This is a genomic window from Kribbella sp. NPDC004138 (assembly GCF_053603655.1).
Genome location: NZ_JBSGFZ010000018.1, coordinates 1 through 26,123, shown reverse-complemented (window position 1 = coordinate 26,123; position 26,123 = coordinate 1). Strand labels below are relative to the sequence as shown.

Below are 26,123 nucleotides of genomic sequence, written 5' to 3'. Positions count from 1 at the left end.
GAGCCCTCAGCGGTCGAGTTCCCGGCGGGCGTCGAGGACGCGGCGCCACTGGCGGTCGGACTTCGCGCGCTGCTTGACCACCACGTCGAAGTAGTGCCGCAGCTTCTTCCCGTCGTCCGGGTTGTCCTTCAGCACCGTCCCGATCAGCTGCCGGGCCACGTGCTCACCACCGACCGTGCCGTCACCGAAGTACTGCGCGTCGAGACCGGCGGCGAACCCGACCGCGACCGCCTCCGCCGACGACAGCACGGCGCTCGGACGCTCGATCACCGTGCCCTCCGCGGTGACACCGTCCCGCAGGTCGTGGAAGGCCGTGACCAGCAGACTCACCACGTCGTCGGTGAGCCGGGTCTCGATCTCGGACTGGGCGAGCAGCGTCGCGGTCTGCTGCTTGACCAGCGCCTCCTCCAGCCGCCGGTCCGCGATCGGCCGCACGGTCTCGAAGTTGAACCGGCGCTTGAGCGCGCTGGACATCTCGTGCACGCCGCGGTCGCGCAGGTTCGCCGTGGCCAGGACGTTGAACCCGCGCTCGGCGAACACCGCGGCCTCGCCGCCGGAAAGCTCCGGGACATGGATGACCTTGTCCGACAGAACGCCGATCAGCACGTCCTGGATCTCCGGCTGGACGCGGGTGACCTCCTCGAACCGGCACGGCTTGCCCTGCTCCGCAGCGACGTACATCGGGCCTTTCACCAACGCCCGCCGGCTCGGGCCTTCGGCGAGCAGCAGGGCGTAGTTCCACGAATAGGTGATCTGGTCCTCGGTGGTGCCGGACGTGCCCTGGATCGTGCAGGTCGAGTCGCCGCCGATCGCCGCCGCGAAGAGTTCGGACAGCATCGACTTCGCGGTCCCGGGCTCGCCGACCAGGAGCAGGCCCCGGTTGCTCATCAGCGTGACCACGCAGCGGTCCACCAGCGCGTCGTCGCCGTAGAACTTCTGCCGTACGTCGAGATCGCGGTCGCCGAGTACGAACGCCCGCACCGCCCGGGGGGACAGCTGCCACCCGGCCGGGCGCGGGGCGGTGTCCGCCGCCCGGAGCCGTTCCAGTTCCGCGGCGTGCACGACCTCGGCCGGCTCCCGCAGAATCGTTGCGTTGGTCATCAGTACTCCGTCTTCTGCTGCCAGTCCGGATCGAAGCCGGAACCGTCGGAGGCCATCAGCCGGACGTCGTTGTAGACCTCGGAGAGCAGCACCGACGGCACGTCGCCGAGCCGCACGACCGTCCCGATGCCCGGACCGTCGGCCGACCGCAGCACCCGGACCGTGCCCAGGGCGACCGTCCGGTTCTGCTCGGGCAACGGGTTCCCCGAGAAGCCGACCTCGACGACCAGGCCGAGCGTCGGGAAGCGCTTCTCGTACTCGTAGAACCAGCCGGCGTCCTGCGCCGTACCGCGGGTGTAGCCGAGCTTCCCGGTCCGCCCGCGCAACGCGAACGCCTCGACCAGGTGGCCCTCGAAGTCGTTCAGGACCTGGGTGTCGGCGCGCTCGGCGGGCAGCCTGAAGATGCCCTTCCCGAACTGCTGGAACAGCGGCACGATCTCGTAGTCGTCGAAGTGCTGCTGCCAGCCGCGCACGGTGTCCTCGTCGAGCACCGTGTCGTGCGCGATCCGCACCACGGCATCCGGCCCGAACTCGACCTCGTTGTCGTCCACGTCGGTCAGCGAGCCGTCGTCGAGAGGCCGGAACACGGTCTTGCCGTCGGCGACCCAGGCCAGCCGTTGGAGCAGCCGGCGCATGATCGGATGGCCGTTCAAGTACCGCTGCCAGTCCTCGAACGGCCAGGTCCGCTCGGTGCACAACGCCTCGTACAACCGGTCGGCCTGCAACTGGACGACGGCCTTCAGCTCACGTTTGGCGGCCGAGAACGCCTTCTTCGCCGCCTTCACCGCGTCGGCGTCGTCGGTCTGCCGCGCCGCGGGCAGGGCCTTGAGCTTCTTGCCCTCCGGCGACAGCAACGCGACGGTCAGGTCCGGCTGCAGTACGGCGGTGAACACGCGATCGCCGTACGACAGGTCGATCCGGCCGTCCTCGTCGAGGCCGGCCACTGGAACGCTGCGGTCGGCGAGCTCGTTGATCGTCCAGCCCTTCCGCTCCGCGAGCGCCTCGGCCTGCCGGGTCGCCTCGTCCTGGAAGCTCTTCGTCCGGAACCGCGAGCCGACCGACAGCATCAGCTGAATCGCGCTCGGGTCCTCGATCCAGGCAAGCATCGCGATCAGCGCCTTGCCCTGCGCGGCCCGCGTGCCGTACCACTCCTTGAGGTACCGCCCGACCGGCGCGGCGGCGCGCTCACCGGCACAGGCCGCGGCGACGGCGAGCACGCCCTTGGAGGCGATCGCCGACCCGGCCGGCCGCGAGGCGAACCGGGGCAGGAGGTACGCGGTGATCTGGGCCAGGTTCATCCCCGCGAGCGGGCTGCTCGCGTTCTGCTGCGGGTATCTGGTCAGGTAGCTGTGCTGCCACGACGCAGCCTCCGACGCCAGCCGATGCGCCTCCTCCTGACTGATCGGTACGACGTCCTGCGCCAGCCACGTCTCCAGCAGGTGCTGCCCGAACTCCTCCCGCTCCGTCGGGTCGAACATCCCGCAGTACTTGCGCAGCAACGCATTCGGCTCCGGCGATTTCGCCTTCACCGCTTGGGCGATCAGCCACTTGAGCACCTCCGGCGGCACTGCATCGCCCGAGTCTGCCCAGTGCACCTTCGGCAGCAGGTCCCAGCGCATCCACTCGAGACCCTTGGGCAGCCCCTTGGCCAGGCCCTTCTCGGCGTCCTTCCGCAGGCCGTCGCGATCGACGTACTTCTCGACCGGCCGGCCGAGGCTCTCGAGCGCGTCCAGGAGCGCGCCGGTGGTGACGTCGTTCCTCTCCTTGGCGATCGCCGTTTCGAGAGCCGGTACGGCCGGCGTGTAGCGCAGCCGCTGAAGCCACTGCGCCGCAACGGCACGGACCTCCGCCTTGGTGTCCTTCAGCGCGGTGACGGGCCGTTCCTCGAACCCGTCGATGCGAGCCAGCATGTCCTGCGCAGCACGGCGTTTGCCCTTCTGCGGCCGCAGCGCGATCTTGGTCAGCGCCTCGACCGCCTCCCCGGGCAGCGTCGGCAACGTCGCCAACGCCCGGAACGGCATGTCGTCGTGCATGTAGTAGTCGCCGTTGATCTCCAGCATCTCCAGGAAGTGCGGCAACGCATGCCGCACGAACGGAGCCACCGCCTCGTCCGGCCAGTGGGTCGCGAGCCCGTTGTAGCTGCGCTTGTACCGGTCGGCGACGAGCGCGCTGCCGTCGAGCCCCATCGCGTCGAGGATCAGGGCGAGCTCGAGCAGCGTCGGATGCCCCGTCTCCTGGAACAAGCTGTTGTAGAACCCGCTCGCCTGCTCGGTGAGCAGGTGATTCCAGCCGGCCATCAGTACGCCGGTCCGGGCCAGCACCACCGTGGAGACGACCGGCCCCATCTCGGCCGCGTGCTCCCCCAGCACCAGGGCCAGCCAGTTCTGTGGCACCCGCCGCCTGACGATCTCGCAGGGCACCCCGGTCTCGAGTGTCGTCAGCACCTGCCGCAGATCGTCCTCGGTCAGGTTCAGCTCGTCACCGCTGCCCGCAAAGGTGTGGTTCCCCTGCATGATGCGGACCCACACCGCTCCGAGCACGGCCCGCAACTCGTCGGTGACGGGAACCCGCAGGTCGACAGGACGAATGCCCGGCGCCGGAGCTTCCTCCTGCGCGGACAAGGCCCAGGTGTCCAGGAGTTTGCGGACACTGGCCGCCCGATCGGCGCCGGCAACTTTCTCGGCCCACTGCCGTTGCTCCTCATCATCTGTTGCCCAAAGCAACTTCAGCGCCTCGATGCGCTGCTCCGGCTTGCCCTTCTCGGCCAGCACCCGGAGCTGGGCAATCACGCCGTCGACGGCCAGGAACGGCTGGGCCGCGGCCCGGACCTCCCGGTTCGACGAGGCCGCGATGCAAGCGATCTGCGCGGGGAACTCCCGCAGGGTCTCCGCCGACAGGTGCGGCAGGTGGGCGAGCGCCGACTGCTGGTGGGCGACCTTGTCGAGCGTCAGGCCGGACCGCAGCGCCGGGGCATTCCGCCGTACCGCGTCGTCGTACCCGGACATGCCGCGGACGGCGTGGATCCGGTACTCCGGGAAGTAGCCGGTGTGCCCGGTCGGGATCTCGAAGGCGATCAGCAGCATCGTGGCCGGGTCGAACCCCTCGGCCGTCAGTAGTTCCTCGAACCGTTCGTGGCTGAAGCTCGCGTAACTGGACGAGACATTGCCGAGCTGGAACAGCAGCGCACCGATCCAGGCCGGCTGCCCGGCCATGTCGCGCGGAAAGTACTCCAGGGTGCTGGAGAGCACCCTCCCCAGCACCTTGGCCCAGCGGCCCAGCACGTCGATCGGCATCTCGGACAGGCTCTCCACGACGCGATGCAAGGCGAGATGCGACGGGGACGTGTCGTAGGCGTGCCCAATCACCCTCAGATGCCAGGCCGCCTCGTACCCGCCGAGGCGGCCGAGCACGGACCGCGGCGAACCTTCGAGCACGTAGGAAACCAGGTCGTCGTGCAGGCCGGCATCCCCCTGTGCCACCGGCTCCGTCGCGGCGCGCAGGTCCGCGTCGAGTGTTGTTGTCATCCCCACCCCCAGGTCGTCGAGTCCCCGAAAGCTACCGACGACCTCCGACAGTTTCAGCAGTACGGCGGGTTCGACGTCACTGCCGAGCAGACGCGGAGGAACAGGTTGAACAGCCGGTAGAGCTGGAGCATGTCTGCTTCGAGGGTCACCGTGCGGTCGTCGCGGCGGGTGACGCCGGGGATGGCGGTGAGGTGGGAGGGTACCGAGGCGGACTGCCAGCGGACGGCCATTGTCCGGGGACCGGTGGGGCGGGCGGGGTGGGAGAGGTTGGCCAGGGCGTCGGCGGTAGTGGACTCGATCGCCTCGCGGGCCTCGGCGACCGGGACCAACTGGGCGGCGAAGCGGTCCTTGGCGAACTTGACCGGGACGGTCGCCACCGCGGGGTCCCACGCCTTCATCTCGTCGCAGGCGGTGTCGTCGCCGGTCAGGAGGGCGACCGCTACGCCGTACGCCGCGGCGGCCGCGTGGAACAGGCCGATCTCGCCGGTGACCTCATCGTCGAGCCAGATGTCCTCGATCTCGTGGCCCATGAAGCTGTGGCTGAGCACGCCCAGAACGCCGGCGCGGGCGTGGTACCCGACGCAGAGCGCCGCGTCGTACTCCGGGGTCAGGCCCTCCATCATGCCCATCGGCTTCGGGCGGCCCTTGATCAGGCGGGCGCGCGGGTCGAGGAGGTCGGGCAGCAGGTTGCGCATCGGGCCGTGCGCGTCGTTGACCAGTACCTCGGTCGCGCCGGCGGCGTACGCACCGCGGACCGCGGCGTTCACGTCCTCCGTCATCAGCACCCGGGCGCGCTCGTAGTCGCGGCCCGGCGGCTGGACGTCCTCCGCGTCGACGACTCCGGTGATGCCTTCCATGTCCGCACTCACATAGACCTTCACACGCAGCAGCGTATGTTCTGACTATGAGCGGTCGCGCCGAGGTCCGGGCGTGGCGGCCCGGTCTGCCCGGCGTCGTCGAGGTCCTGCACGCCCATTTCCCGTCGCACGCGTACCCGAGCCACACGCACGACGCGTGGACGGTGCTGATCGTCGACGAGGGCGCCGTCCGGTACGACCTCGATCGGCATGAGCACGGGCTCGCGCAGGCACAGGTCTCGCTGTTGCCGCCGCACGTTCCGCACGACGGGCGCTCGGTGTTTCCGGGCGGTTTCCGAAAACGTGTTCTGTACCTGGCGCCGGACCGGCTCGGCGGCCCCGACCTGATCGGCGCGGCGGTCGACCAGCCCGAGTACGTCGACGCGCTGCTGCGGCACCGGATCCATCAGTTGCACCGGGTGCTCAGTGACGGACGCGAGGATCTGGAGGCCCAGAGCCGGCTGACGTTGATCGAGGAGCGCATCCAGCAGCACCTCACGCGCCAGGTTGAAGAGCCGGGCGGCAGCGCCGAGGTCGCCAAGCGGCTGCGGGACGCCGGTGTGGCGGGCCGGCTGCGGGACCTGCTGGACGCGCATGTCGCGGACGGGCTCACGTTGGAGGACGCCGCCCGGATCGTGCACGCGCACCCGGCGCACCTGGTGCGGGCGTTCAGCCGGGAGTTCGGGATGCCGCCGCACCGGTACCTGACCGGGCGGCGGGTCGACCTCGCGCGGCGGTACCTGCTGGACGGGCGCCCGGCGGCCGAGGTGGCGACGTTGGCCGGCTTCTACGACCAGTCACACCTGAACCGGCACTTCAAGAAAGTGCTCGGGGTCACACCGACGAGCTTTGCGGGGCCTTAGCTGCCTTGTAGGCGCGGACACCCCAGGTGCCCAGCAGCGCCGCGATCAGCAGATTCACGACGATCAGGATCGTGTGCGCGACGTAGTACCCGGTCGGGCGGTCCTCGGTGTCGACGAGCGCCTTGATGAAGCGCACATAGGTGATGACGTTCCAGGCCGCGATCGCGAGCAGGACGACGGCGTGTTTCCGTTCGAGTTTCACTCAGCCATTCTGACTCGGGCGGTCGACCATCCGGAGCAGCTGGGTCCGGTTGGCCACGCCGAAGCGGCGGTACAGGCGGGTCAGCTGCGACTCGACTGCCTTCACCGACAGGTACAGCGCCGCGGCGATCTCCCGGTTCGTGGAGCCGTCGCGGACCATCGAGACGATCTGCTGCTCGTTGTCGGTCAGCTCCGACGGCAGCCGGCTGCGGCTCGGTACGTCGAGGCGCGCGAGCTCGGTCTCGGCGACCTCGCGCCAGGCGGGTGCGCCGTACGCCTCGAACTGCTCGATCGCGTCCAGGAACGCGGTGCGCGCCACCGAGCGGCGCCGGGCCTGCCGCGCGATCCGGCCGCGGGTCAGCTCGCAGCGCGCGAGATCGAGTGGGTAGACCCGGTCTCCCGCCGTACCGACGGCCTTCTCCAGCAGCTCCAGCGCCGCGGCCGGGTCGCCCTGCTTGGCGATCAGCAGCGCCTCGGCGCGATCCAGGCCGAGCTTGACGACGCCGCGGTCCAGGTTCTCGGCGCGGGTGCGGATCTCGGCGATCAGGGCGGCCGCGTCGTCCAGCCGGCCGGCGGCGACCAGGGCCTCGGCGTAGTCCGCGTGCCACGGGATGACCGCGGGGTCCCACGGCATCGCCGCCTCCCCTGACTCCGCGATCGCGTCGAACGCCTCCACGGCCCGCTGCGGGTCGCCCGTCAGCACACCGAGCATCCCGAGACTGGCCAGCGCGGGGCCGGTCCACTCGTCGTTCCCGATCCGGCGGACCTCGTCCAGCGCGGCGTCGGCGAGCTCGCGGCCCATGGCCGCCGTACCGCCCGCCCACTCCGCGCGGCTGGCGATGATCAGACCGACCTCGGCCTCGTCGCCGATGTCGCGCATCAGCTGGTAGCACTCGTGCCCGGCGGCGAGCGCGTCCGCGCCCCGGCCGCTGCGCTCGTAGATCGCCGTCGCCGAGATCAGGACCGACGCCAGCCAGCGCATCGCGCCGTGGTCGCGGACCTCGTCGGCCAGTGCGGTGATACCGGTGATCGCCTCGGCGGTCCGGCCGCGGAACAGCTCCTGCATCGCGGCCATCTGGCGCGCGTTCACCGTGGCCTTGGTGAGCGGCAGGCCCTTGGCGAGGTCGGCGGCCTGCAACAGTACGGCGTCCGCGGACTGCTCGGCGTCGCGGGCGATCAGCACCGAGCTGGCGGCGCTCAGCGCGTCGACGACCGCCTCGGTGTCACCGGCTTCACGTGCCAGCGCCTCGGCGATCCGGGCGTCCTCCTGCGCATCGTCGAGGCTGCGGTCGAAGTAGTGGCTGTGGCTGCGCTCGATCCGCACCCGCGCCTCGAGCCGCTGGTCCCCCGCGGCCGCCTTGAAGGCCTCCGCGAGCAGCTCGACGCGACGGTCCCGCTCCGGCCAGACGGCATCCGCGCAGAGCAGCAGCGCCGGCACCTTGGTCGCCGGCAGGGTCGCGGTCTGTACCGCGAGACGCGCCATGTCGGCCGACTCCGCCAGGTGACCCGCGGCGGCCGCGTCGTCGGCCGCGCGGGTGAGCCGCCGGGCGCGCTCATCCGGCTGCGTGCACGGCGTACGGTCCGCGCTCAGGCGCCACAGGGTCGCGGCGGCACCGGGCGCGCCTCGTCCGGCGGCGACGGTGGCGGCTTCCTCGATGGCCGCGGCCAGCGCCGCGTCGGCCTCCTGGGTGGCGAGGGCGCGGTGGGTCGCGTTCTCGACCGGTTCGTCCACCGCGGCGGCGAGTTGGGCGTGGGCCTGGCGGCGGGCGGCCGAGGTGGCCTCGGCGTACACGAACTCGCGGAGCAGCGGATGGGTGAACCGGAGTCGCTCGGCGGAGATGTCGATCAGGCCGAGGGTCTCCGCCTCGGCCAGGTCCGCGTCGATCGGGCGGCCGAGCGACGCGGCGAGCTGCGTCGTGGTCGGGCGCGGCGACGACGCAGCGTGCAGGAGCACCTCGTGAGTGCCGGTGGACAGCGTGGCCAGACGCTCCCCGAGCAGGGTCTTCAGGCGGCTGGACACCGGCAGCGGGTCGTTGGGCGAGACGCTCTTCGGATGCCGCAGTACGGCGCGCCCGAGCTCCAGGGCCATGAACGGGTTGCCGGCGCTCGCGGTGAAGATCCGCCGGGCGGTGCGGACCGGGAGCGGGCTGGACAGCCGCTGCCGGAGCAGGCCGAGGACGTCGGGCTCGGTGAGCGGCGGGACCTCGAGCTGGAGGACGGGCTCCGGGCACGCGTCGGCCATCACCGGCAGGTCCCCGTCGGCGACCTGCTCGGTGGCGAGCAGGTGCACCCCCTCGGTCAGCCGGCGGGCGCAGAACGTCAGCACCTCGAGGCTGGACGGATCCACCCACTGGATGTCGTCGACGACGATCAGCACCGGGCCGGTCGTGGCGAGCCGGCGCAGAACGTGCAGGACGGCGAGCCGAACGGCCAGCTCGTCACGGACCGTGTCCGGGGCGCTCGCCTTCAGCAGCGCCACCTCGAGCGGCTGCCGGAGGTGGTCGGGAAGCACCTGCCAGGCGAAATCGAGCTGGTGGGAGAGCAGGTCGAGGAGCGTGACGTACGGCAGGCCGGCCTCGGCGTTGGACGGTGCCGCGCTGAGGATCCGGCAGCCCTGACGAACACGCTCCGCAACCAATGTCCGGGCGAGGGCCGACTTGCCGATACCGGTCGGGCCGTAGAGCAGCACACTGCCGCTGGTCTCGAGCTGCTTGGTGGCACGCTCGACCAGTCCTGCTCGCCCGACCAGCTCGTCGTCAGTCAATACAACTCCTCGAAGGATTACCTTCGCCGATTATCACAGTCGATCGGTGTTCGACACGGCGAGTGTCACATGAGGAAAGGTGCTGGCCACCATCCTGACACCCATTCCTGTCTGGTTCCGAGCAGTCAGCACGGCACGATCGTGCCGGGGCACCGGATGGTCTTTCGACGACTTTGGGCCCCCACCAACCGTTTCACCCCTGCGAGAACGGTTGATGGGTGCCCGAAGAGCGTGGACGTCAGATGGATTCGAGGTCGCGTTCGATCGCGGCGAGTTCCTCCTCGGTGCCCTGGACCTTGGGGCCGGTGAACCAGCGGCGGGCGGACAAGAACCAGTACGCCGCCGCGAAGCCGAGCACGACCAGGACCGCGACCGGCGTGTAGTTGAACGTGCTACCGGTGACCGGGCTGACCTGCGGCAGCATGAACAGGATCGTGATGAACGCGACCCAGACGATCGCGACGATGCCGATCGGGCGGCTCCAGCGGCCGAGGTTCCACGGGCCCGGCTGGAAACGGTCGCCCTGCAGCAGCCGCAGCAAAGCGGGCAGGACGTAGGCGATGTAGAGGCCGATGACCGCGATCGACGTGACGGCGGCGTACGCGGTCGCGTTCCACAGGTACGGCAGGCCGAGGACGAACGCCCCGCCCGCGGCCAGCCAGATCGCGTTCGTGGGTGTCCGGGTGCGGTGATTGATCTTGTGCCAGAACTTCGACCCGGGCAGCGCGCCGTCGCGGGAGAACGCGTAGATCATCCGCGAGTTCGCCGTCACCGACGACATGCCGCAGAACAACTGCGCGCCGATCACGACCAGCAGCAGGATCTTCCCGGTGACCATGCCGACCGCGTCGATGAAGATCTGCGCCGGCGGTACGCCCGTGTCGCCGCTGAGCGCGCCGTCGTAGCTCTGGATCGCGAACGTCAGCCCGATCAGCAGCACCCACCCGGCGGCCAGCGACACCAGGATCGACATCACGATCCCGCGCGGGCCCGAGCGGGCCGCGTCGTGCGTCTCCTCGGTCATGTGCGCCGAGGCGTCGTACCCGGTGAACGTGTACTGCGCGAGCAGCAGGCCGAGCAGTGCGACGTAGAAGGTGGATCCCCAGCCGGTGTTGTTGACGAAGTGACCGAACACGAACGACGCCGACTGGTGCTTGTCCGGGACGAACACGAGCGCGCCGACAATGAACAGCACGCCGACGATGTGCCACCAGACGCTGATGTCGTTGAGCCTGGCGACCAGCTTCACGCCGAACGAGTTCAGCAGCCCGTGCACCAGCAGGATGATCCCGAACAGCACGATGGTGTGACCGGGTGTCGCGCTGAAGCCGAACTGCAGGTCGAGGAACGCGTTCAGGAAGAACGCCGCGCCGAAGTCGATGCCGGCCGTCACCGCGACCTGGCCGAGGAAGTTGAACCACCCGGTGAACCAGGACCAGGCGGCGCCGTTCGACGGGGCGAGTTTCGCCGCCCAGTAGTACAGGCCGCCGGCGGTCGGGTAGCTCGAGCAGACCTCCGCCATCGCGAGGCCCACGAACAGCGTCATCAGGCCGACGATCGGCCAGCCCCAGACGATCATCACCGGGCCGCCGGTGTTCATCCCGAACCCGTACAGGGTCAGGCAGCCGGACAGGATCGAGATGATCGTGAAGGACACCGCGAAGTTCGAGAAGCCGGACATCGTCCGGGACAGTTCCTGCGCGTATCCCAACTGATGCAGGCGTTTCTCGTCGTCGGTCATCGGGGCGGAGTCGGTGCGGTCGTTGCTCACTGGGCCTCCTCAGCACTGCGGCTCAATGGTCTCCCCCCAGACCTTTAGCTCATTGAGGCACCGGGTTCCGGACGTGTCAAGGGAAACGGCGCGCATTGACATCACGGCCGGGACTTGCGTCAATGGTTCAGGGACAGACCAATAGACTCCGGGAGTGGGCCGTGCTGAGTGTCGAGGAATTGCGGAGGCTGGTCGATGCCGGTGAGGTCGACACGGTGCTCGTGGCGATCACGGACATGCAGGGGCGCCTTCAAGGAAAGCGTTGCGGTGCACGGTATTTCCTGGAGGAGGTGCTGAAACACGGCACCGAGGGCTGCAACTACCTGCTCGCCGTCGACGTCGACATGAACACTGTGGACGGATACGCGATGTCGTCGTGGGAGCGCGGGTACGGCGACATGGTGATGGCGCCAGATCTCGACACGCTGCGCCTGGTGCCGTGGCTGGAGGGCACCGCGCTGGTGCTGTGCGACGTGCAGTGGCTGGACGGTACGCCGGTGATCGCCTCGCCGCGGCAGGTGCTGCGCGCGCAACTCGACCGGCTGTCCGAGCGCGGGCTGAAGGCGTACGTCGGGACCGAGCTCGAGTTCATCGTCTTCGACGACACCTACGAAACCGCGTGGAACAAGCGGTATCGCGACCTGACACCGTCCAACCAGTACAACGTCGACTACTCGCTCGTCGGCACGTCCCGGATCGAGCCGCTGCTGCGCGACATCCGCAACGGGATGACCGGCGCCGGTCTGTACGTCGAGTCCGCGAAGGGCGAGTGCAACCTCGGCCAGCACGAAATCGCTTTCCGGTACGACGAAGCGCTGGTGACGTGCGACAACCACTCGATCTACAAGACCGGCGCGAAGGAGATCGCGGCCAAGCACGGCAAGAGCCTCACGTTCATGGCGAAGTACGACGAACGCGAGGGCAACTCATGCCACATCCACCTGAGCTTCCGCGGTGACGACGGCTCGCCGGTGCTGGCTGGTGACGGCTCTCATGGCTTCTCGCGGCTGATGGAACATTTCATCGCCGGCCAGCTCGCCTGTCTGACCGAGTTCACGTATCTGCTCGCGCCGAACATCAACTCCTACAAGCGTTTCGTCCACGGCAGCTTCGCTCCGACAGCCGTCGCGTGGGGCCTCGACAACCGCACCTGCTCGCTGCGCGTGGTCGGTCACGGCGATTCCTTGCGGGTCGAGAACCGCCTGCCCGGCGGCGACGTGAACCCGTACCTCGCCGTCGCCGCGATCATCGCCTCCGGCCTCCACGGCATCGAGCAGGAACTGGAACTCGAGCCACTCCTGGAGGGCAACGCCTACGAGTCCGCCGACAAGGAACACGTCCCGGCCACCCTCCGCGAAGCCGCCGCCCTCTTCACCGGCTCGAAACTCGCCCGCACCGCCTTCGGCGACGAGATGGTCGACCACTACACCAACGCCGCCCGCGTCGAACTGGCCGCCTACGACGCCACCGTCACCGACTGGGAGCGAATCCGTGGCTTCGAACGCCTCTAAACCGCGTATCGGCATCACGACGTACCTGGAGCCGGCCACCTGGGGCATCTGGCAGCGGCCGGCCGCGCTGGTCCCACAGGTGTATCTCGACGCGGTGGTAGCGGCCGGAGGGGTGCCGCTGCTGCTGCCGCCTGTGGGGACCGATCCTTCGGTTCTCGACGTTCTGGACGGCCTGGTCATCGCCGGTGGCTGCGATGTCGACCCGGCTTCGTACGCCGCCGTGCCACATCCGGAAACCGTGGACACCCGCGTGGACCGGGACCACCACGAAGCAGTCCTGGTCCGGGCCGCCTTGGACCGTGACCTGCCGCTGCTGGCAATCTGCCGCGGCCTGCAGATGCTCAACGTGACCCTCGGCGGCACGCTGCACCAGCACCTGCCCGACGTCGTGGCCCACGACGAGCACCGGCCGTCGCCCGCGGTCTTCGGCGCCGTCGAGGCGAAGATCGAGCCCGGCACGCTGACCGCACGCATCCTCGGCGAGAGCGCTGTTGGCAGCTGCTACCACCACCAGGCGCTCGACGTCGTCGCACCCGGCCTGAAGGTCACCGCCCGCGCGGGTGACGGCACCGTCGAGGCCGCCGAAGTGGAAGGCCACGACTTCGCCCTCGGCGTCCAGTGGCATCCCGAGGAGAACCCGGAAGACCTGCGGCTCTTCACCGCACTGATCAGGAGCACGACATGACGTACGACGTGATCAATCCGGCCACCGAGAAGGTGATCCGGACGATCTCTCTGGCTTCCGAGGCCGAAGCCGACGCGGCGATCGACCGGGCCGCTCGCGCCTTCGAGACCTGGCGCGATGTGACACCCGCCGATCGCGGACGACTGCTGCGGCGCTTCGCGGACGCGGTCGACGCTGATCTGGAGAACCTGGCCGCGCTGGAGGTCGAGAACGCCGGGCACACGATCGGAAACGCCCGCTGGGAAGCCGGAAACGTCCGTGAAGTCCTCACCTACTACTCCGCGGCCCCGGAACGCCTTTTCGGAAAGCAGATTCCGGTGGCCGGCGGCGTCGACGTGACGTTCCAGGAGCCGCTCGGCGTGGTCGGGGTCATCGTTCCGTGGAACTTTCCGATGCCGATCGCGGGCTGGGGCTTCGCGCCGGCGCTGGCGGCCGGAAACACCGTTGTGCTGAAACCCGCCGAGCTCACCCCACTGACCGCCCTGCGCCTCGGCGAACTCGCACTGGAGGCCGGCCTGCCGCCCGGCGTCCTCGAAGTCGTGCCCGGTAAGGGAACCGTTGTCGGAAACCGTTTCGTCACGCATTCCGCCGTCCGGAAAATCGTCTTCACCGGCTCCACCACGGTCGGCAAGCAGATCATGGCCGGCTGCGCAGACCAGGTGAAGCGCCTGACACTCGAGCTGGGCGGCAAGTCGGCGAACATCGTCTTCGCCGACGCCGATCTCGAGAAGGCGGCAGCCCAGGCGCCGTACGGTGTTTTCGACAACGCCGGCCAAGACTGCTGCGCACGCTCCCGGATCCTCGTCGAGCGCTCGGCGTACGACCGTTTCCTGGAACTGCTCGAACCAGCCGTCAAGAACTTCAAGGTCGGCGACCCGAGCGATCCGGCGACCGAGATGGGCCCGCTGATCTCCGCCGCACAGCTCGAGCAGGTCGCGTCGTACGTCGAGAACCCGGCTTTTCAAGGTACTGCGCCGAGCGGGCCAGGATTCTGGTTCCCGCCGACCGTGCTCGCGCCGGCGCCTGACCGAGCTCTGCGGGAGGAGATCTTCGGGCCGGTGGTAGCGGTCGTTCCGTTCGAGGACGAGGCCGACGCGCTGCGGATCGCGAACGACAGCGAGTACGGGCTGTCCGGCTCGATCTGGACCCGCGACGTCGGCCGCGCGCTGCGGGTGGGCCGCGGTGTCGAGGCCGGCAACCTGTCGATCAACTCGAACTCGTCGGTGCGCTACTCGACCCCGTTCGGCGGATACAAGCAATCCGGCCTCGGCCGGGAACTCGGCCCGGACGCGCTCGCCACGTTCACCGAGACCAAGAACATCTTCATCAGCACGGAGGATTGATATGGACGTCAAGGCACACCGGCTCGAAGGCAGAGTCGCTGTCGTCACGGGTGGCGCGAGCGGGATCGGCCTGGCCACGGTCCGACGGCTCGCGGCCGAGGGCGCGCACGTCGTGATCGGCGACCTCGACCCGGCCGCGGGGAAGGACGCGGCGGACGAGGTCGGCGGGCTGTTCGTACCGACCGACGTCACCGACCCGGCCGCGGTCGACAACCTGTTCAAGCAGGCCTTCGACACGTACGGCGCGGTCGACATCGCATTCAACAACGCGGGCATCTCGCCGCCCGACGACGCATCCATCCTGGACACCGGCCTGGACGCGTGGCGCAAGGTCCAGGAGGTCAACCTGACCTCGGTTTACCTCTGCTGCAAGGCCGCCATCCCCTACATGCAACGCCAGGGCCGGGGCTCGATCATCAACACAGCGTCCTTCGTCGCGATCATGGGCGCCGCAACCTCCCAGATCTCCTACTCGGCCTCCAAGGGCGGCGTCCTCGCCATGAGCCGCGAACTAGGCGTCGAATTCGCCCGCCAGGGCATCCGCGTCAACGCCCTCTGCCCCGGCCCCGTCAACACTCCCCTCCTCACCGAACTCTTCGCCAAAGACCCCGAACGAGCCCAACGCCGCCTCGTCCACGTCCCCATGGGCCGCTTCGGCGAGCCAGAGGAGATCGCCGCCGCCGTAGCCTTCCTGGCCAGCGACGACTCCTCCTTCATCACCGCCAACACCTTCCTGGTAGACGGCGGCATCTCCGGCGCCTACGTAACCCCGATGTAGCCCCGGGTTGTCCGCTCGTCTTGGGGTTCTCCACTCGTAGACCAGCAGAGCACCTCCAACACGGGTGGATATCCATCCCCTGAAGTTGCTGCGGGCGGGGCCGCCGGGCGCAGGGCTCCGGATCGTTCGACGGATGCAGTCTTAGGCTGGGGGCATGGTCGTTCAGGCAGATGATGCGGTGTTCCGGCCCGTGCGGGCCGGGAACCCGTTCGAGGAGACGGTCGAGCGGTTGCTGCAGGCAATCAAGCTCGGCGTCGTCGTCCCCGGCGACCGCCTCCCGCCCGAGCGCGAGCTCGCCGCCCGCCTGAACGTCAGCCGCGTCACCCTCCGCGAGGCCATCCACGCCCTCACCGAAGCCGGCTACGTGGAGTCCCGCCGCGGCCGGTACGGCGGCACGTTCGTCAACGAGCACCTCCCCAAACCCCGCCGTACGACGGCCAAACGCCTCGCCCGCGACCTGGCAGCCGGCCTGGACGACGCCCTGACCCTCCGCCAGGTCCTGGAAACCGGCGCCGCCGAAGCCGCCGCCACCCGCGACCTCACCACCGCCGAACGCGACCACCTGGAACGCTGCCTGGCCGACACGACCGCCGCCACCCTCACCGACTACCGCCGCTTGGACTCCCGCCTCCACCTGGCCATAGCCGAGGTAACCGGCTCCCCCTCCCTCACATCAGCCATGGCCGACGTCCGAATGCGCCTCAACGAGCTCCTGGACGCCATCCCCCTCCTGGAACCCAACCTCCACCACTCCAACACCCAGCACCAGGCCATCGTCACCGCGATCCTCACCCAAGACCCCACAACCGCCCGCACAGCCATGCAAGAACACCTGGCCGGCACCGAGGCCCTCCTCCGCGCCTTCCTCGAATAGAAATGCCCCGGCCGATGAATCGGCCGGGGCACGGAGCGGAGGTTCAGCTGATGGTGAGGATCTTGTTGACCGTGTAGGCCGGGGCGTGATCAGCGTCGCCCGGGAACCACACCCGGTAGGCGATCTGCCCGCGCACGGCCGGCTTGATACCGAACGCGTACTTGCCGGACGTGCTGAGCTTCATCGACGCGATCGACTTCCAGACCTTGCTGCCGTACTGCTGCAGATACACGGTCTGTCCGGCGTGCGCCGGAGCGACGTAGCCACTGAACGCCGCGGCGCCACCGAGACGGATGGACGACGGCGACAGCACAGCCGAGATCGTCGGGCGGACCTGCACCGTGATGTCCGCGGTACGGGTACCCATCAGGCTCTCGTTGCCCGGGAACGTCAGCATGTACACCGACGACACCAGCGGCTTGTGCACCACCGACAACGTCCCCGTCGACGACGTCTTCAACGCCGCCAGCAAGGTGAACTTCGACGAGTTCTTCGGCCGCACGTACACGTTCACCGGCAACCCGGCATAGGCCACGTTGTCGATCCGCAGGGTGCTCCCCCGCAGGGTGATCGAACCGCCGTAGTCGATCAGGGTCGATGTCATGCTGATCCCGGACTTCATCCCGAGCAGTTGTCTGGTTGCGACAGGGCTGACCTTGCCGCTGCGGTCCTTCACCCAGGCCGCGTAGGTGTACGTCGTACCTTGCGCGAGGCCGGTGTTCTTCACCGCGGTCCCGGTCCCCGCGTACGCGAGCGATCCGGTGGTCAGCGTAGGTACGACACTGCTCGGGTTGCGTCGCACGATCACCTGGTCGAGGTCCGACATCGGCGCGATCTTCCAGCTGAGGTTCGCCGCGAGATAGGCGCCCGCGGCGGCAAAGTCCGGTTTCCCTGGAGTCAGGTCGACCGTCGTGAAGAGGCTGCTGAAGGCACCCATCCAGTTGTAGGTCGTGTCCTTCACGTCAACCGCGAGGATTCGGTAAGGCGTGTTGTCGAGCAGCGGCGTCGTCGGGCTGAGGATCGCCCTGTTGGTAGCCGCGTCGTACTCGACCGTCGCTGCAACGGTTGAATCGGTCTTCGCATTGATCAACCGGACCGTCGTCGTATTCACGCTGTCCGCCATGGCCGGACGCGCGAAGGTCACGAAAGGCTTGACGTCGAGCGGCGCTCCGAACGTCTGATCGCCCGGCGAGGCGTCGAGGGCCGGATATGCGTCTCCGCCCGATGTAGGCGTGGTCTGGCAGATGAAGCTGTCGACCGTGTATGCGCGCGTGTCGCGCGCCCCGTTGTGGTTGCGGATCGAGAAATAGGTCGGACCGTTCTCGGGCAGTTTGACTGCAACTTCCAGACCGATGACCCCGGGGCGATCCGGCTGGCCGAATGCGGGCAGGCGCACCTCGCCGAACGCCTTCGGCTTGAGCGAGGCGTCGTACACCGACACCACGGGAGCGAGATTCTGTGCGTACGCCGCTGAGTCGTACTCCGGCATGGTGACGGAGATGCAGATGTCCCAGTAGGTAGAAGTCATCTTGTACCAATCGACATCGCCCTCGGTCCCGATGTTTCCACTGGCCCTCTGCTGCAGCTCGATCGATGTCGCGCGAACTGGCTGGTCGTCGGCGTCCGGGATACCGGGAGCGAAATCCGGAGCCCACGGGCCGCCGAGGGCGTGATATGCGTCGACGACGCCGGACCCGTAGTACGGGTCGAGGCCTCGCGGACCGGAGTCGCGGGCGGTCGCCTTCAGGCGTGCGATCACCTGGTCCGGCGTCAACGACGGCCATTTGTTGCGGACCAGCGCAGCGACGCCGGAAACGATCGCTGTGGAGAAGGATGTACCCGACAGACCGGTGTAGTACGGCGCGCTACCTGAGGGCGTCAGAGCACGGGGTGCCGTACTGGCGATGCCGAAGCCGGGGGCGACCACATCGACGTCGCGGGGGCTGCTGAAGCTGGTCAGTACGCCGTTCCGGTCCGTCGCGCCGACGCCTAGTACTTCCGGATAGGAGGCTGGCCACGTCTGGAACTCCGCCGTACCGCTGTCGCCGACTGCCGCGACCACCAGCACACCGTTCGCGACCGCATTCTTGATCGCGTCGTGGACGATCTCGTTGGCGTACCCGCCGCCCAGCGACATGTTGATGATCCGGGCGCCGTTCTTGACGGCCCAGTTGATACCCATGACCAGTTTGCCGTCGGAGCCGTTGCCGTTGTCGTCCAGCACCTTGACCGGACGGATCTTGGCGTCCCAGGCTACGCCGGCGATCCCGATGCCGTTGCCGGTGCCAGCCGCGATGATGCCTGCCACCGCGGTGCCGTGGCCGTCGCCGTCGTTCGGCAGCGTCGCGGTGTTGAAGAGGTTGTATCCCGGCAGGAGATGGCCGGCCAGATCCGGGTGACCGGCGTCGACACCGGTGTCGAGTACGGCGATCGTCTGCGACCCGGCCGACTTGGTCAGGTCCCACGCCTGGTTGAGCCGAACGGTCGGCAGGTACTTCTGGTAGTTGGCGTAGAACGGGTCGGCCGGAGTGGCGAGCTTGTGCCGGATGTAGTTGAGCGAGGCGAGCTCGACCGACGGGTCGGTCTTCAAGCGCTTCAACGCGTCGGGCGCCGGCACGTCACCCGTCACCGTGACCACCTCGGAGGAGGTCACGGACACGTCGGGCTTGCCGTGGATCTTGGCCATGGCGGCCTTGCGGGCCGAGGTGGTGGCCTTTGATTTGAACTTCACGAGGACCGAGTTGGCTTCGTAGGACGGTCCGGCGGGTTTGCCGATGGTGGGCTTCGCCTTGAAGGGGAGGGGCTCGGCGGCGCTTCCCGAGGAGCCGGTGACCGCCACCAGGGTGGTGGCGACCAGGGCGGCGGGGAGTACGAGTCGTAGTACCTGGGCAGACGTCAGCGGCATGCGGGCGCGGCGCATCCAGAACTCCAGCAAGAGAGGGGGTGAGAACCAGTGCGGCCCCCGCGGCACCGGTATAGACAGGCAGACGTTTTATCGTTCAGAAGGCGGCTTGCGCAAGTACGTTGCAGCTAGTTGCAGGTGACCGGCGCGGTGGTGCCGTGGCACCAGTCAGACACGGAATGGGTTGGCACCCCGCGGGATGGTGGGGAAAATCGCCGGATTCGGCCGCACCGCCCAAAGCGGCCCGATTCGTGGAGGACCGCTATGCGATCTTTCGTTACCCGTCCCCGCGCCCTGGCCGTGCTTCTGGCCGGTACGGCGCTCGCGTTCAGTCCGCTCGGTGGACAGGCGACCGCGAAGGCGCCTGTCGACCAGACCGCCGGAGCGGCGTGTTTCACGCCCGAGGAAGGTCCTGCCGCGCGTGGTGGCTTCGGGGCCGACCACCGGGAGTTGTCGGCGGCCGAGCAGAAGGCCATCGACGTCCGGACCGCGGAGATCTTGAAGGCCAAGAAGGCGCGTGTCGGCACGTTGGCGTCGGCCAGTGTCCCGGTGTACATCCACGTGATGCTGAGCAAGTCCGGCGCCGGTGACGTCACCTCGACCCAGATCAACCAGCAGATCGCCGAGCTGAACCAGGACTTCGCAGGTCAGGAGTCTTCCCAGGCCGCGAACACCGGCTTCACGTTCACGCTGGCCGGCGTCAACCGGTACTACAACGACCAGTGGCACAAGGACCGGCAGAGCACCTCGTACCGCTCGCAGACCCGTCAGGGCGGTAAGAACGCCCTGAACATCTGGCTGGTCGACTTCTCGTACCTCGGGATCGCGACCTTCCCGTGGGACTACGCGAGCAACCCGTCGATCGACGGCATCCGGGTGCAGTACAGCTCCCTGCCCGGCGGCTCGGCGACCAACTACAACGACGGCAAGACCGCGACCCACGAGGCCGGTCACTGGTTCGGGCTGTACCACACGTTCCAGGGCGGCTGCACGAGCACGAACGACTCGGTGGCCGACACGCCCGCGCAGAGCAGCTCGTCCAGCGGCTGCCCGGAGGGCCGGGACTCCTGCTCGCTGCCCGGTCTGGACCCGATCCACAACTACATGGACTACTCCTACGACTCCTGCTACAACCAGTTCACCCCGGGGCAGTCGACCCGGATCAGCGACATGTGGACCGCCTACCGGGCATGAGACCCGACTGTGACATCTGCACCGTCGGCCAACTAGAGTGCCGCCGATGCGTTTGCTTCTGACGGCCTGCGCGACCACCGCACTGGTGGCCGCCGGACCTCTGACAGCGACTGCCGCCGGCTCGGGCCCACAAAGCCCGGTCGGCGGCGAGCTGCTGACCGCGAAGCCGACGGTGGTCGCCGACGGGGCGTCGCCGCCGGTAGTGCAGGCATCGGCATACGTCGTGGCGGACGTCGACACCGGGCAGGTGCTCGCGGCCAAGGCGCCGCATGCGCAGCTCCGCCCGGCCAGCACTCTCAAGACGCTCACCGCTCTGGTCCTGCTGCCCCGGCTGAAGAAGACCGATCCGGTCGTCGGGTCGGACGCCGACGCCGGCATCATCGGCAGCAAGGTCGGGGTGTACCCGGGCCTGCAGTACACCGTCGACCTGCTCTTCCAGGGCATGTTCCTGGCCTCCGGGAACGACGCCGTGCACGCGCTGTGCGCCCACGACCAGGGCGGCGTACCGGCGACCATCCAGCGGATGAACGCGAAGGCCAAGGATCTCGGCGCGCTCGACACCCATGTCACCGACCCGACCGGCCTCGACGCCGACGGGCAGTACTCCAGCGCGTACGACCTGGCCCTGTTCGCCCAGGCGGGGCTCGAGCGCACGGACTTCGCGAAGTACGCGTCGACGAAGTACACGAACTTCCCGAACGCCGGGAACAAGGGCACCTACCAGGTCGCGAACCAGAACAAGCTGCTGTTCAACTACGACGGCGCGCTCGGCGTGAAGACCGGGTACACCACGCTGGCCCGGAACACGTTCGTCGGCGCCGCCCGGCGCAACGGGCACACGCTGGTGGTGACGCTGATGAACGCGCCGCACGGCATCACCGAGGACGCCAGCAACCTGCTGACCTGGACGTTCACGAACTACGGCAAGCTCAAGCCCGTCGGCAACCTGGTCAAGCCGGCCGCCGCGCCGCCGAAGACCCAGCCGCAGCAGAAGCCTGAGGCGGGCACAAAGAGTACGACGGGCGCACCGCAGGCCCGCACCGCGCTGAACCCGGGCCAGGCGGTCAAGTCGCTCGCCTTCCGCGTCCCCGACTGGGCGTACGCCGCGCCGCCGGTCCTCCTGCTGGGCCTCTTCCTCCGCCGCCCGCGGACGCTCCGCCGCCGACGCCGTGGGCGACCGGGCTGATCAACAGGTGCCACTCGTCGACGAAGTCCTCGCGGACGAGGTGCCAGCACCTTTCAGGAGCGGCGGATGGAGCGGACCGCTCGGAGGCCTTGGAGTGCCAGGGTGGTGATCGTGACGCCGAGGACCGTCCCTGCGGCGACAGCGACCGAGTCTGCCTTGCGTTGCGGGACCGGCACGACCTTGTAACGCTTGCCGGGCGGACCGGGAAGCAGGGGTTCGGGCTCGACGGCCTGCGGCTCCTGCTCCGACTCCGCCTCCGACTTCCCCTCCGACTTCTCTTCCGCGGCACGGGCGTCGAGGGTGGCTTCCTTCGCCCAGGCCGCGATCAGCATGATCGCGCGGGTCATCAGGTAGATCCACACCAGCAGCGCCAGCGGCACCGCCACCGCGCCGTACGCCGCGTTCGCGCCGATCACGTGGTTCACGTAGAGGTTGCCGAGCCGCTGGGCGAGGTAGAACACGACGCCGCCGGCGAGCGCCGCGATCAGCGCCACCTTGGGGGGCAGCACGATCCGCGGCAGGACCGTCTGCATGTACAGGAACAGCACGGCGCCGGCGCCGATCCCGATCACCAGGCTGATCAGGCCGAGCCCCCAGTCCGCCAGCCAGGTGCCGTCCAGGTCGACCCAGTCGACGATGCGTTTCGACAGCGCGGTCAGGATCGACGACGCGCCGGTGGCGATCAGCCCGATCAGGCCGAGACCGATCAGGGCACCGAGATCGACTGCCTTCAGCTTGACGATGTTCCCAGGCTCGTCGTCCAGCTCGTGCATCGAGCGGATCGAGGCGCGCAGCGAGTCGATCCAGCCGAGGCCGGTGAACAACAGCCCGATCGCGGAGATCAGGCCGATGGTCCCGGCGTGCGCGATCAGCGCGTCGATGTCGATCTTGTCGCCGATCCCGGGCAGGTTCTTCTCCAGGGACTTCTTCAGCGTGTCGATCGCCTCGTCGCCGAGCAGCGGGCCGATGATCGCCGCGGCCAGCACGATCAGCGGGAACATCGACAGGAACCCGAAGAAGCTCGTCGCGCCGGCCAACCGGTTGCCGCGCCGGGCGCCGTACCGGTTCCAGGCCCGCCACAGCTGCGACCTCGTGAACCGCGCCCAGACACGCTTGATGCTGCCCATGTGACTCCTGTACCCCGATGAACGAGTCTCAGCCTGCCAGCGGGAACTCGCGCTGTGGGCGCCACACGCCGTCGGCGCCGTGTTCGTAGCGGCTGAAATGCTCGACGTCGAAGGTGCAGTCGTACTCCGACAGGGCGTCGTACGCCCGGTCGAGCGCTTCCTTGTCCAGGTCGTGCGCGACCGTGACGTGCGGGTGGTACGGGAACTTCAGGTCGACGCTCAGCGGGCCGGAGCGGACCTGCGACTGCAGCACCTCGCACGACGAGATGCCCTCCGCCAGCGGGACGAACACCACCGGCGAGATCGGCCGGAAGGTCGCCGTGCCGCGCAGCCGGATCCGGAACCGCGGGAACCGGGCCGCGACCGCGAGCAGATGCTCGTCGATCCGCTCCAGGTCACCGGCCCCGATCTCGGTCGGCGGCAGCAGCGTGATGTGGGTCGGGATCGACGCGGCCATCGGATCGCCGAAGTCGGCCCGGTGCTTCTGCAGCTCCGAGCCGTACGGCTCCGCGATCGGGATCGCGACACCGATAGTGGTCATGGGGCGCACAGTCATGACTGCGGCGGGCCGGCGACGAAACCGAGACGGTCGTAGACCCGGGCCAGCGTCGGCTCGGTGACCGCCCGGGCCCGCTCGGCGCCGGCCGCCAGGATCGCGTCCAGCTGCGCCTTGTCGTCGAGGTAGGTCAGCGTCTGCTCCCGGAACGGCGTGACGAACTCGACCACGACGTCGGCGAGGTCCTTCTTGAAGTCGCCGTACCCGCGCCCGGCGTACTCGTCCTCGAGCTCGCTGATCTTCTTGCCGGTCAGCGCCGAGTAGATCGTCAGCAGGTTGGCCACCCCGGCCTTCTCGACCGGGTCGAAGATCACGTCCCGCCCGGAGTCGGTGACCGCGGACCGGATCTTCTTCGCGCTCACCTTCGGGTCGTCGAGCAGGTCGATGATGCCGGCCGGCGAGGACGACGACTTGCTCATCTTCGCCGACGGGTCCTGCAGGTCGGAGATCTTCGCGGTCTCCTTGACGATGTACGGCTCGGGCAGCCGGAAGGTCTTGCCGAACCGGTGGTTGAAGCGCTGCGCGAGGTCGCGGGTCAGCTCCAGGTGCTGGCGCTGGTCCTCGCCGACCGGGACCCGGTCGGCCTGGTAGATCAGGATGTCCGCGGCCTGCAGGATCGGGTACGTGAACAGGCCGACGGTGGCGCGGTCGGCGCCGCCCTTGGCCGACTTGTCCTTGAACTGCGTCATCCGGCTGGCCTCGCCGAACCCGGTCAGGCAGCCGAGCACCCAGGACAGCTGGGCGTGCTCGGGCACGTGCGACTGGACGAACAGGGTGGACCGCTCCGGGTCGATCCCGGCGGCGAGCAGCTGCGCCGCGGACCGGCGGGTGCGCTCGCGGAGCGCCTTCGGCTCGTACTCCACCGTGATCGCGTGCAGGTCGACGACGCAGTAGAACGCCTCGTGGTCGTCCTGCAGGGCCACCCACTGCCGCAACGCGCCGAGGTAGTTGCCGAAGTGGAAGGAGTCCGCCGTCGGCTGGATCCCGGAGAGCACGCGCGGGCGTCGCTGGGAACCGGCTGCGGAGGGGTCAGACGCAGCATGGGACATGGGACCGATTCTGCCAGCGTTCTCAACTCACCCTGCACCCGGGCGGGTTATCAGTCATATCTCAACGACTATGGGTCACCAGGACCAGCCGCGGGCGGCCAGTTCCTGCTCCTCCTGCCAGCGTTTCTCCTCGGAGCGTTTCATCTCGGCCTCCCCCGGGCAGCCCGCCAGTCGGCAGGCCTCGTCGAGGAGGTCGTCGTACGCCGCCTCCAGCGCCATCAGCTTGTGCGCGCGGGCGTACACGTGCGGCGTGGACTCGATGCTGCGGATCTTGGTGGACAGATGCCCCAGGCGGGTCTGCAGGCGGAGCGTGTCGAACGGGTCCGGCTCGGGCTCCCGATGCCGGTGCAGCCGCGCGGTCAGGCGCGCCGTCCGCCGCTCCACACCGCGCCGCCACCGCGACGGCGGCGGATGCGGCAGCAGCAGGTTCAGCAGGACGCACAGCGTCAAGAACAGAACCACAACCGCCAGCCACTCCATCGCACTCCCTCCCCTCCTCCGAGCGTACGGCGGGGAGCGCCTGACGGCGATGGGGTTTTATCCGTTCGTAGCCGGGTTCACAGCCCGATGATCAGAAGCGGTCAGGTTGCCCTGACCTGGATCTCACTCGCGGTGGTACTTCGTGACCGCGGAGTCCTGTTTGAGCTTGTCGGCCGCCGCCTGGATCCGCGCGGTCCACTCGGACTGCTGCAGGCCGCCGGCCATGAACTGCCCGGTGGCCGTCGCGGCCGCGTCCGCGAACTGCGGGTACCAGTCGTCGAAGTACCAGATGATCAGCTGGTCGCCGGCCGCGGAGAGCAGGTCCCGGGCCGAGCGGAGCGCCGACCCCATCTCGAGCCCGTCGGCCGCGCCCCGGACGATGGTGAGCTGGCTCGCCTCCGAGGTGACCTGCGCCGCGACGTCAGCCGACAGCAGGGCCCGCAGGTACTCGAGCCCGCCGGCCTTGTTCCGTGCCTTGTCCGGTACGAGGAACGGCGCGGTCGCCGCGACGTGTACACCGCTGGCCAGCGCCGGCGACGAGTCCAGCGGCGGTACGGCGAACATGGTCAGCGCGAAATCCTGCGGGACCAGGCCCTTCATCTCGTTCTCGAGCCAGTTGCCGCACGGCAGCATCCCGGCCTTGCCGGCGAGGAAGCGTTTCTGCGAACCGATGTGGTCGTACGCCGCGGTCCCGGTCGCGAGCAGCCCGCGCTTGGCCAGCTCACCGACCGCGAGGATCGCCTTGGTGACGCTCTCGTCCTTCCAGGCGCCGTCCTCGAGGTTGTCGATCCGCTTCACGACGTCCGGCCCGCCGGTCTTGGCGGCCAGCGTCAGCACCAGCTCCAGCAGGTAGTACGGATGTGTGCCGGCGTAGATGAACGGCCCGAGCTTGGCGGCCTTCATGTCGGCGCCGAGGGCGAGCAGATCCGTCCAGGTGCGAGGCACCTCCCAGCCGTTGCGCTGGAACAGGCTGGCCGAATACCAGATGCCGTAGACGCTCGCGATGTAGTTGACGGTGCGCTGGGTCCCGTCGTACCGGCCGAAGTTCAGCATGTCGGGCAGCAGTTGGTCCTTGACCGCCGCGTTCGGGTTGTCCCAGGACGGCGCGTCCAGCAGCTGCTGCAGGTCGGTCAGCTGGCCTTCCTTGACCAGCCGGCCGAGCTCCAGCTCGTCGTCGCCGGTGCTGAGCACCACGTCGGGCGGGTTGCCCGCGGCGAACCGGGGCAGCAGCTGGCCGGACAGTTGCGGTGCCAGCTTCGGCGTGACGACGGCGGCCGAGGACGGCAGTGCCGTCGGTGACGACCGCGACGACGTTGGACTTCCACGTGTACCGCCGGACCAGCGACGGGTCTTCGGC

20 protein-coding genes are annotated in these 26,123 nt (G+C 68.8%); 8 read left to right on the top strand and 12 right to left on the bottom strand.

The features are described 5' to 3' along the window. Positions 1-6: 6 nt before the first annotated feature. From ACWEOO_RS24650 to ACWEOO_RS24640, 3 genes are read right to left on the bottom strand one after another with little or no spacing between them, the layout of a single operon-like run. Complete coding sequence (locus ACWEOO_RS24650) at positions 7-1,101, bottom strand: ATP-binding protein (RefSeq protein WP_452145001.1); 1,095 nt, start codon at positions 1,099-1,101, stop codon at positions 7-9. Continuing rightward, complete coding sequence (locus ACWEOO_RS24645) at positions 1,101-4,625, bottom strand: DUF4132 domain-containing protein (protein ID WP_452145000.1); 3,525 nt, start codon at positions 4,623-4,625, stop codon at positions 1,101-1,103. The genes ACWEOO_RS24650 and ACWEOO_RS24645 overlap by 1 nt, the downstream gene beginning before the upstream one ends. Positions 4,626-4,678: 53 nt before the next feature. Continuing rightward, the gene (locus ACWEOO_RS24640; RefSeq protein WP_452144999.1) at positions 4,679-5,506 is read right to left on the bottom strand and encodes a M55 family metallopeptidase; all 828 of its coding nucleotides are present in this window, start codon (positions 5,504-5,506) and stop codon (positions 4,679-4,681) included. A 23-nt stretch (positions 5,507-5,529) separates the two neighbouring features. Between ACWEOO_RS24640 and ACWEOO_RS24635 the strand changes: the two genes are divergently transcribed. After that, positions 5,530-6,345 carry an AraC family transcriptional regulator gene (locus ACWEOO_RS24635; protein WP_452144998.1) on the top strand — a complete coding sequence of 272 codons (816 nt, stop codon included), beginning with the start codon at positions 5,530-5,532 and terminating at the stop codon, positions 6,343-6,345. On the opposite strand, the gene ACWEOO_RS24630 is transcribed toward ACWEOO_RS24635, so the two are convergent. The 3 genes from ACWEOO_RS24630 to ACWEOO_RS24620 all read right to left on the bottom strand — a co-directional run bounded on the left by ACWEOO_RS24630 (position 6,317) and on the right by ACWEOO_RS24620 (position 11,081). After that, positions 6,317-6,547, bottom strand: a complete 231-nt coding sequence (locus ACWEOO_RS24630; RefSeq protein ID WP_355696278.1) for an SCO4848 family membrane protein — start codon at positions 6,545-6,547, stop codon at positions 6,317-6,319. The two genes, ACWEOO_RS24635 and ACWEOO_RS24630, sit on opposite strands and share 29 nt — an antisense overlap. Next, positions 6,548-9,310 carry an AAA family ATPase gene (locus ACWEOO_RS24625; protein ID WP_452144997.1) on the bottom strand — a complete coding sequence of 921 codons (2,763 nt, stop codon included), beginning with the start codon at positions 9,308-9,310 and terminating at the stop codon, positions 6,548-6,550. A gap of 238 nt (positions 9,311-9,548) precedes the next feature. Next, on the bottom strand, positions 9,549-11,081 hold the full coding sequence (locus ACWEOO_RS24620; protein WP_452144996.1) for an amino acid permease: 1,533 nt from the start codon (positions 11,079-11,081) through the stop codon (positions 9,549-9,551). A 161-nt stretch (positions 11,082-11,242) separates the two neighbouring features. Here ACWEOO_RS24620 and ACWEOO_RS24615 point away from each other — a divergent pair, with 161 nt between their 5' ends. The 5 genes from ACWEOO_RS24615 (at position 11,243) to ACWEOO_RS24595 (ending at position 16,272) form a co-directional block, all read left to right on the top strand. Then, complete coding sequence (locus ACWEOO_RS24615; protein ID WP_452144995.1) at positions 11,243-12,592, top strand: glutamine synthetase family protein; 1,350 nt, start codon at positions 11,243-11,245, stop codon at positions 12,590-12,592. Continuing rightward, positions 12,573-13,277, top strand: a complete 705-nt coding sequence (locus ACWEOO_RS24610) for a gamma-glutamyl-gamma-aminobutyrate hydrolase family protein (protein ID WP_452144994.1) — start codon at positions 12,573-12,575, stop codon at positions 13,275-13,277. Before ACWEOO_RS24615 ends, ACWEOO_RS24610 begins: the two co-directional genes overlap by 20 nt. Continuing rightward, positions 13,274-14,620, top strand: coding sequence for an aldehyde dehydrogenase family protein (locus tag ACWEOO_RS24605; RefSeq protein ID WP_452144993.1), 1,347 nt, complete (start codon positions 13,274-13,276; stop codon positions 14,618-14,620). The genes ACWEOO_RS24610 and ACWEOO_RS24605 overlap by 4 nt, the downstream gene beginning before the upstream one ends. Before the next feature lies 1 nt (position 14,621). Continuing rightward, complete coding sequence (locus ACWEOO_RS24600; protein WP_452144992.1) at positions 14,622-15,398, top strand: 3-oxoacyl-ACP reductase; 777 nt, start codon at positions 14,622-14,624, stop codon at positions 15,396-15,398. Positions 15,399-15,552: 154 nt separating this feature from the next. Further along, complete coding sequence (locus tag ACWEOO_RS24595) at positions 15,553-16,272, top strand: FadR/GntR family transcriptional regulator (RefSeq protein ID WP_452144991.1); 720 nt, start codon at positions 15,553-15,555, stop codon at positions 16,270-16,272. 43 nt (positions 16,273-16,315) lie between these two features. Here the strand turns inward: ACWEOO_RS24595 and ACWEOO_RS24590 are convergent, their stop codons facing one another. Beyond that, positions 16,316-19,192 (bottom strand): S8 family serine peptidase, encoded by a 2,877-nt coding sequence (locus ACWEOO_RS24590; protein WP_452144990.1) that lies wholly within the window; start codon positions 19,190-19,192, stop codon positions 16,316-16,318. Positions 19,193-19,438: 246 nt separating this feature from the next. Between ACWEOO_RS24590 and ACWEOO_RS24585 the strand changes: the two genes are divergently transcribed. Beyond that, the gene (locus ACWEOO_RS24585; protein WP_452144989.1) at positions 19,439-20,368 is read left to right on the top strand and encodes a zinc metalloprotease; all 930 of its coding nucleotides are present in this window, start codon (positions 19,439-19,441) and stop codon (positions 20,366-20,368) included. A 46-nt stretch (positions 20,369-20,414) separates the two neighbouring features. Further along, positions 20,415-21,554: a D-alanyl-D-alanine carboxypeptidase family protein gene (locus tag ACWEOO_RS24580; protein ID WP_452144988.1), complete on the top strand. Its 1,140-nt coding sequence runs from the start codon at positions 20,415-20,417 to the stop codon at positions 21,552-21,554. A 53-nt stretch (positions 21,555-21,607) separates the two neighbouring features. Here the strand turns inward: ACWEOO_RS24580 and ACWEOO_RS24575 are convergent, their stop codons facing one another. The 5 genes from ACWEOO_RS24575 to ngcE form a co-directional block, all read right to left on the bottom strand. Beyond that, complete coding sequence (locus ACWEOO_RS24575; protein WP_452144987.1) at positions 21,608-22,681, bottom strand: YihY/virulence factor BrkB family protein; 1,074 nt, start codon at positions 22,679-22,681, stop codon at positions 21,608-21,610. Positions 22,682-22,709: 28 nt separating this feature from the next. Next, positions 22,710-23,222 carry a 2'-5' RNA ligase family protein gene (locus ACWEOO_RS24570; RefSeq protein WP_359938713.1) on the bottom strand — a complete coding sequence of 171 codons (513 nt, stop codon included), beginning with the start codon at positions 23,220-23,222 and terminating at the stop codon, positions 22,710-22,712. Between the two features lie 11 nt (positions 23,223-23,233). Then, positions 23,234-24,286, bottom strand: a complete 1,053-nt coding sequence (trpS, locus tag ACWEOO_RS24565) for a tryptophan--tRNA ligase (RefSeq protein WP_452144986.1) — start codon at positions 24,284-24,286, stop codon at positions 23,234-23,236. Between the two features lie 75 nt (positions 24,287-24,361). Continuing rightward, complete coding sequence (locus ACWEOO_RS24560) at positions 24,362-24,766, bottom strand: hypothetical protein (protein WP_452144985.1); 405 nt, start codon at positions 24,764-24,766, stop codon at positions 24,362-24,364. A gap of 123 nt (positions 24,767-24,889) precedes the next feature. Then, the coding region (gene ngcE / locus ACWEOO_RS24555) for an N-acetylglucosamine/diacetylchitobiose ABC transporter substrate-binding protein (protein WP_452144984.1) at positions 24,890-26,123 on the bottom strand (1,234 nt) is incomplete at its 5' end.

Coding starts and splice junctions, on each gene's coding strand:
- ACWEOO_RS24595 (WP_452144991.1), top strand. CDS start 15,553: ATGGTCGTTCAGGCAGATGATGCGGTGTTCCGGCCCGTGCGGGCCGGG.
- trpS (WP_452144986.1), bottom strand. CDS start 24,286: ATGTCCCATGCTGCGTCTGACCCCTCCGCAGCCGGTTCCCAGCGACGC.
- ACWEOO_RS24600 (WP_452144992.1), top strand. CDS start 14,622: ATGGACGTCAAGGCACACCGGCTCGAAGGCAGAGTCGCTGTCGTCACG.
- ACWEOO_RS24580 (WP_452144988.1), top strand. CDS start 20,415: ATGCGTTTGCTTCTGACGGCCTGCGCGACCACCGCACTGGTGGCCGCC.
- ACWEOO_RS24575 (WP_452144987.1), bottom strand. CDS start 22,681: ATGGGCAGCATCAAGCGTGTCTGGGCGCGGTTCACGAGGTCGCAGCTG.
- ACWEOO_RS24605 (WP_452144993.1), top strand. CDS start 13,274: ATGACGTACGACGTGATCAATCCGGCCACCGAGAAGGTGATCCGGACG.
- ACWEOO_RS24650 (WP_452145001.1), bottom strand. CDS start 1,101: ATGACCAACGCAACGATTCTGCGGGAGCCGGCCGAGGTCGTGCACGCC.
- ACWEOO_RS24590 (WP_452144990.1), bottom strand. CDS start 19,192: ATGCGCCGCGCCCGCATGCCGCTGACGTCTGCCCAGGTACTACGACTC.
- ACWEOO_RS24570 (WP_359938713.1), bottom strand. CDS start 23,222: ATGACCACTATCGGTGTCGCGATCCCGATCGCGGAGCCGTACGGCTCG.
- ACWEOO_RS24635 (WP_452144998.1), top strand. CDS start 5,530: ATGAGCGGTCGCGCCGAGGTCCGGGCGTGGCGGCCCGGTCTGCCCGGC.
- ACWEOO_RS24560 (WP_452144985.1), bottom strand. CDS start 24,766: ATGGAGTGGCTGGCGGTTGTGGTTCTGTTCTTGACGCTGTGCGTCCTG.
- ACWEOO_RS24585 (WP_452144989.1), top strand. CDS start 19,439: ATGCGATCTTTCGTTACCCGTCCCCGCGCCCTGGCCGTGCTTCTGGCC.
- ACWEOO_RS24645 (WP_452145000.1), bottom strand. CDS start 4,625: ATGACAACAACACTCGACGCGGACCTGCGCGCCGCGACGGAGCCGGTG.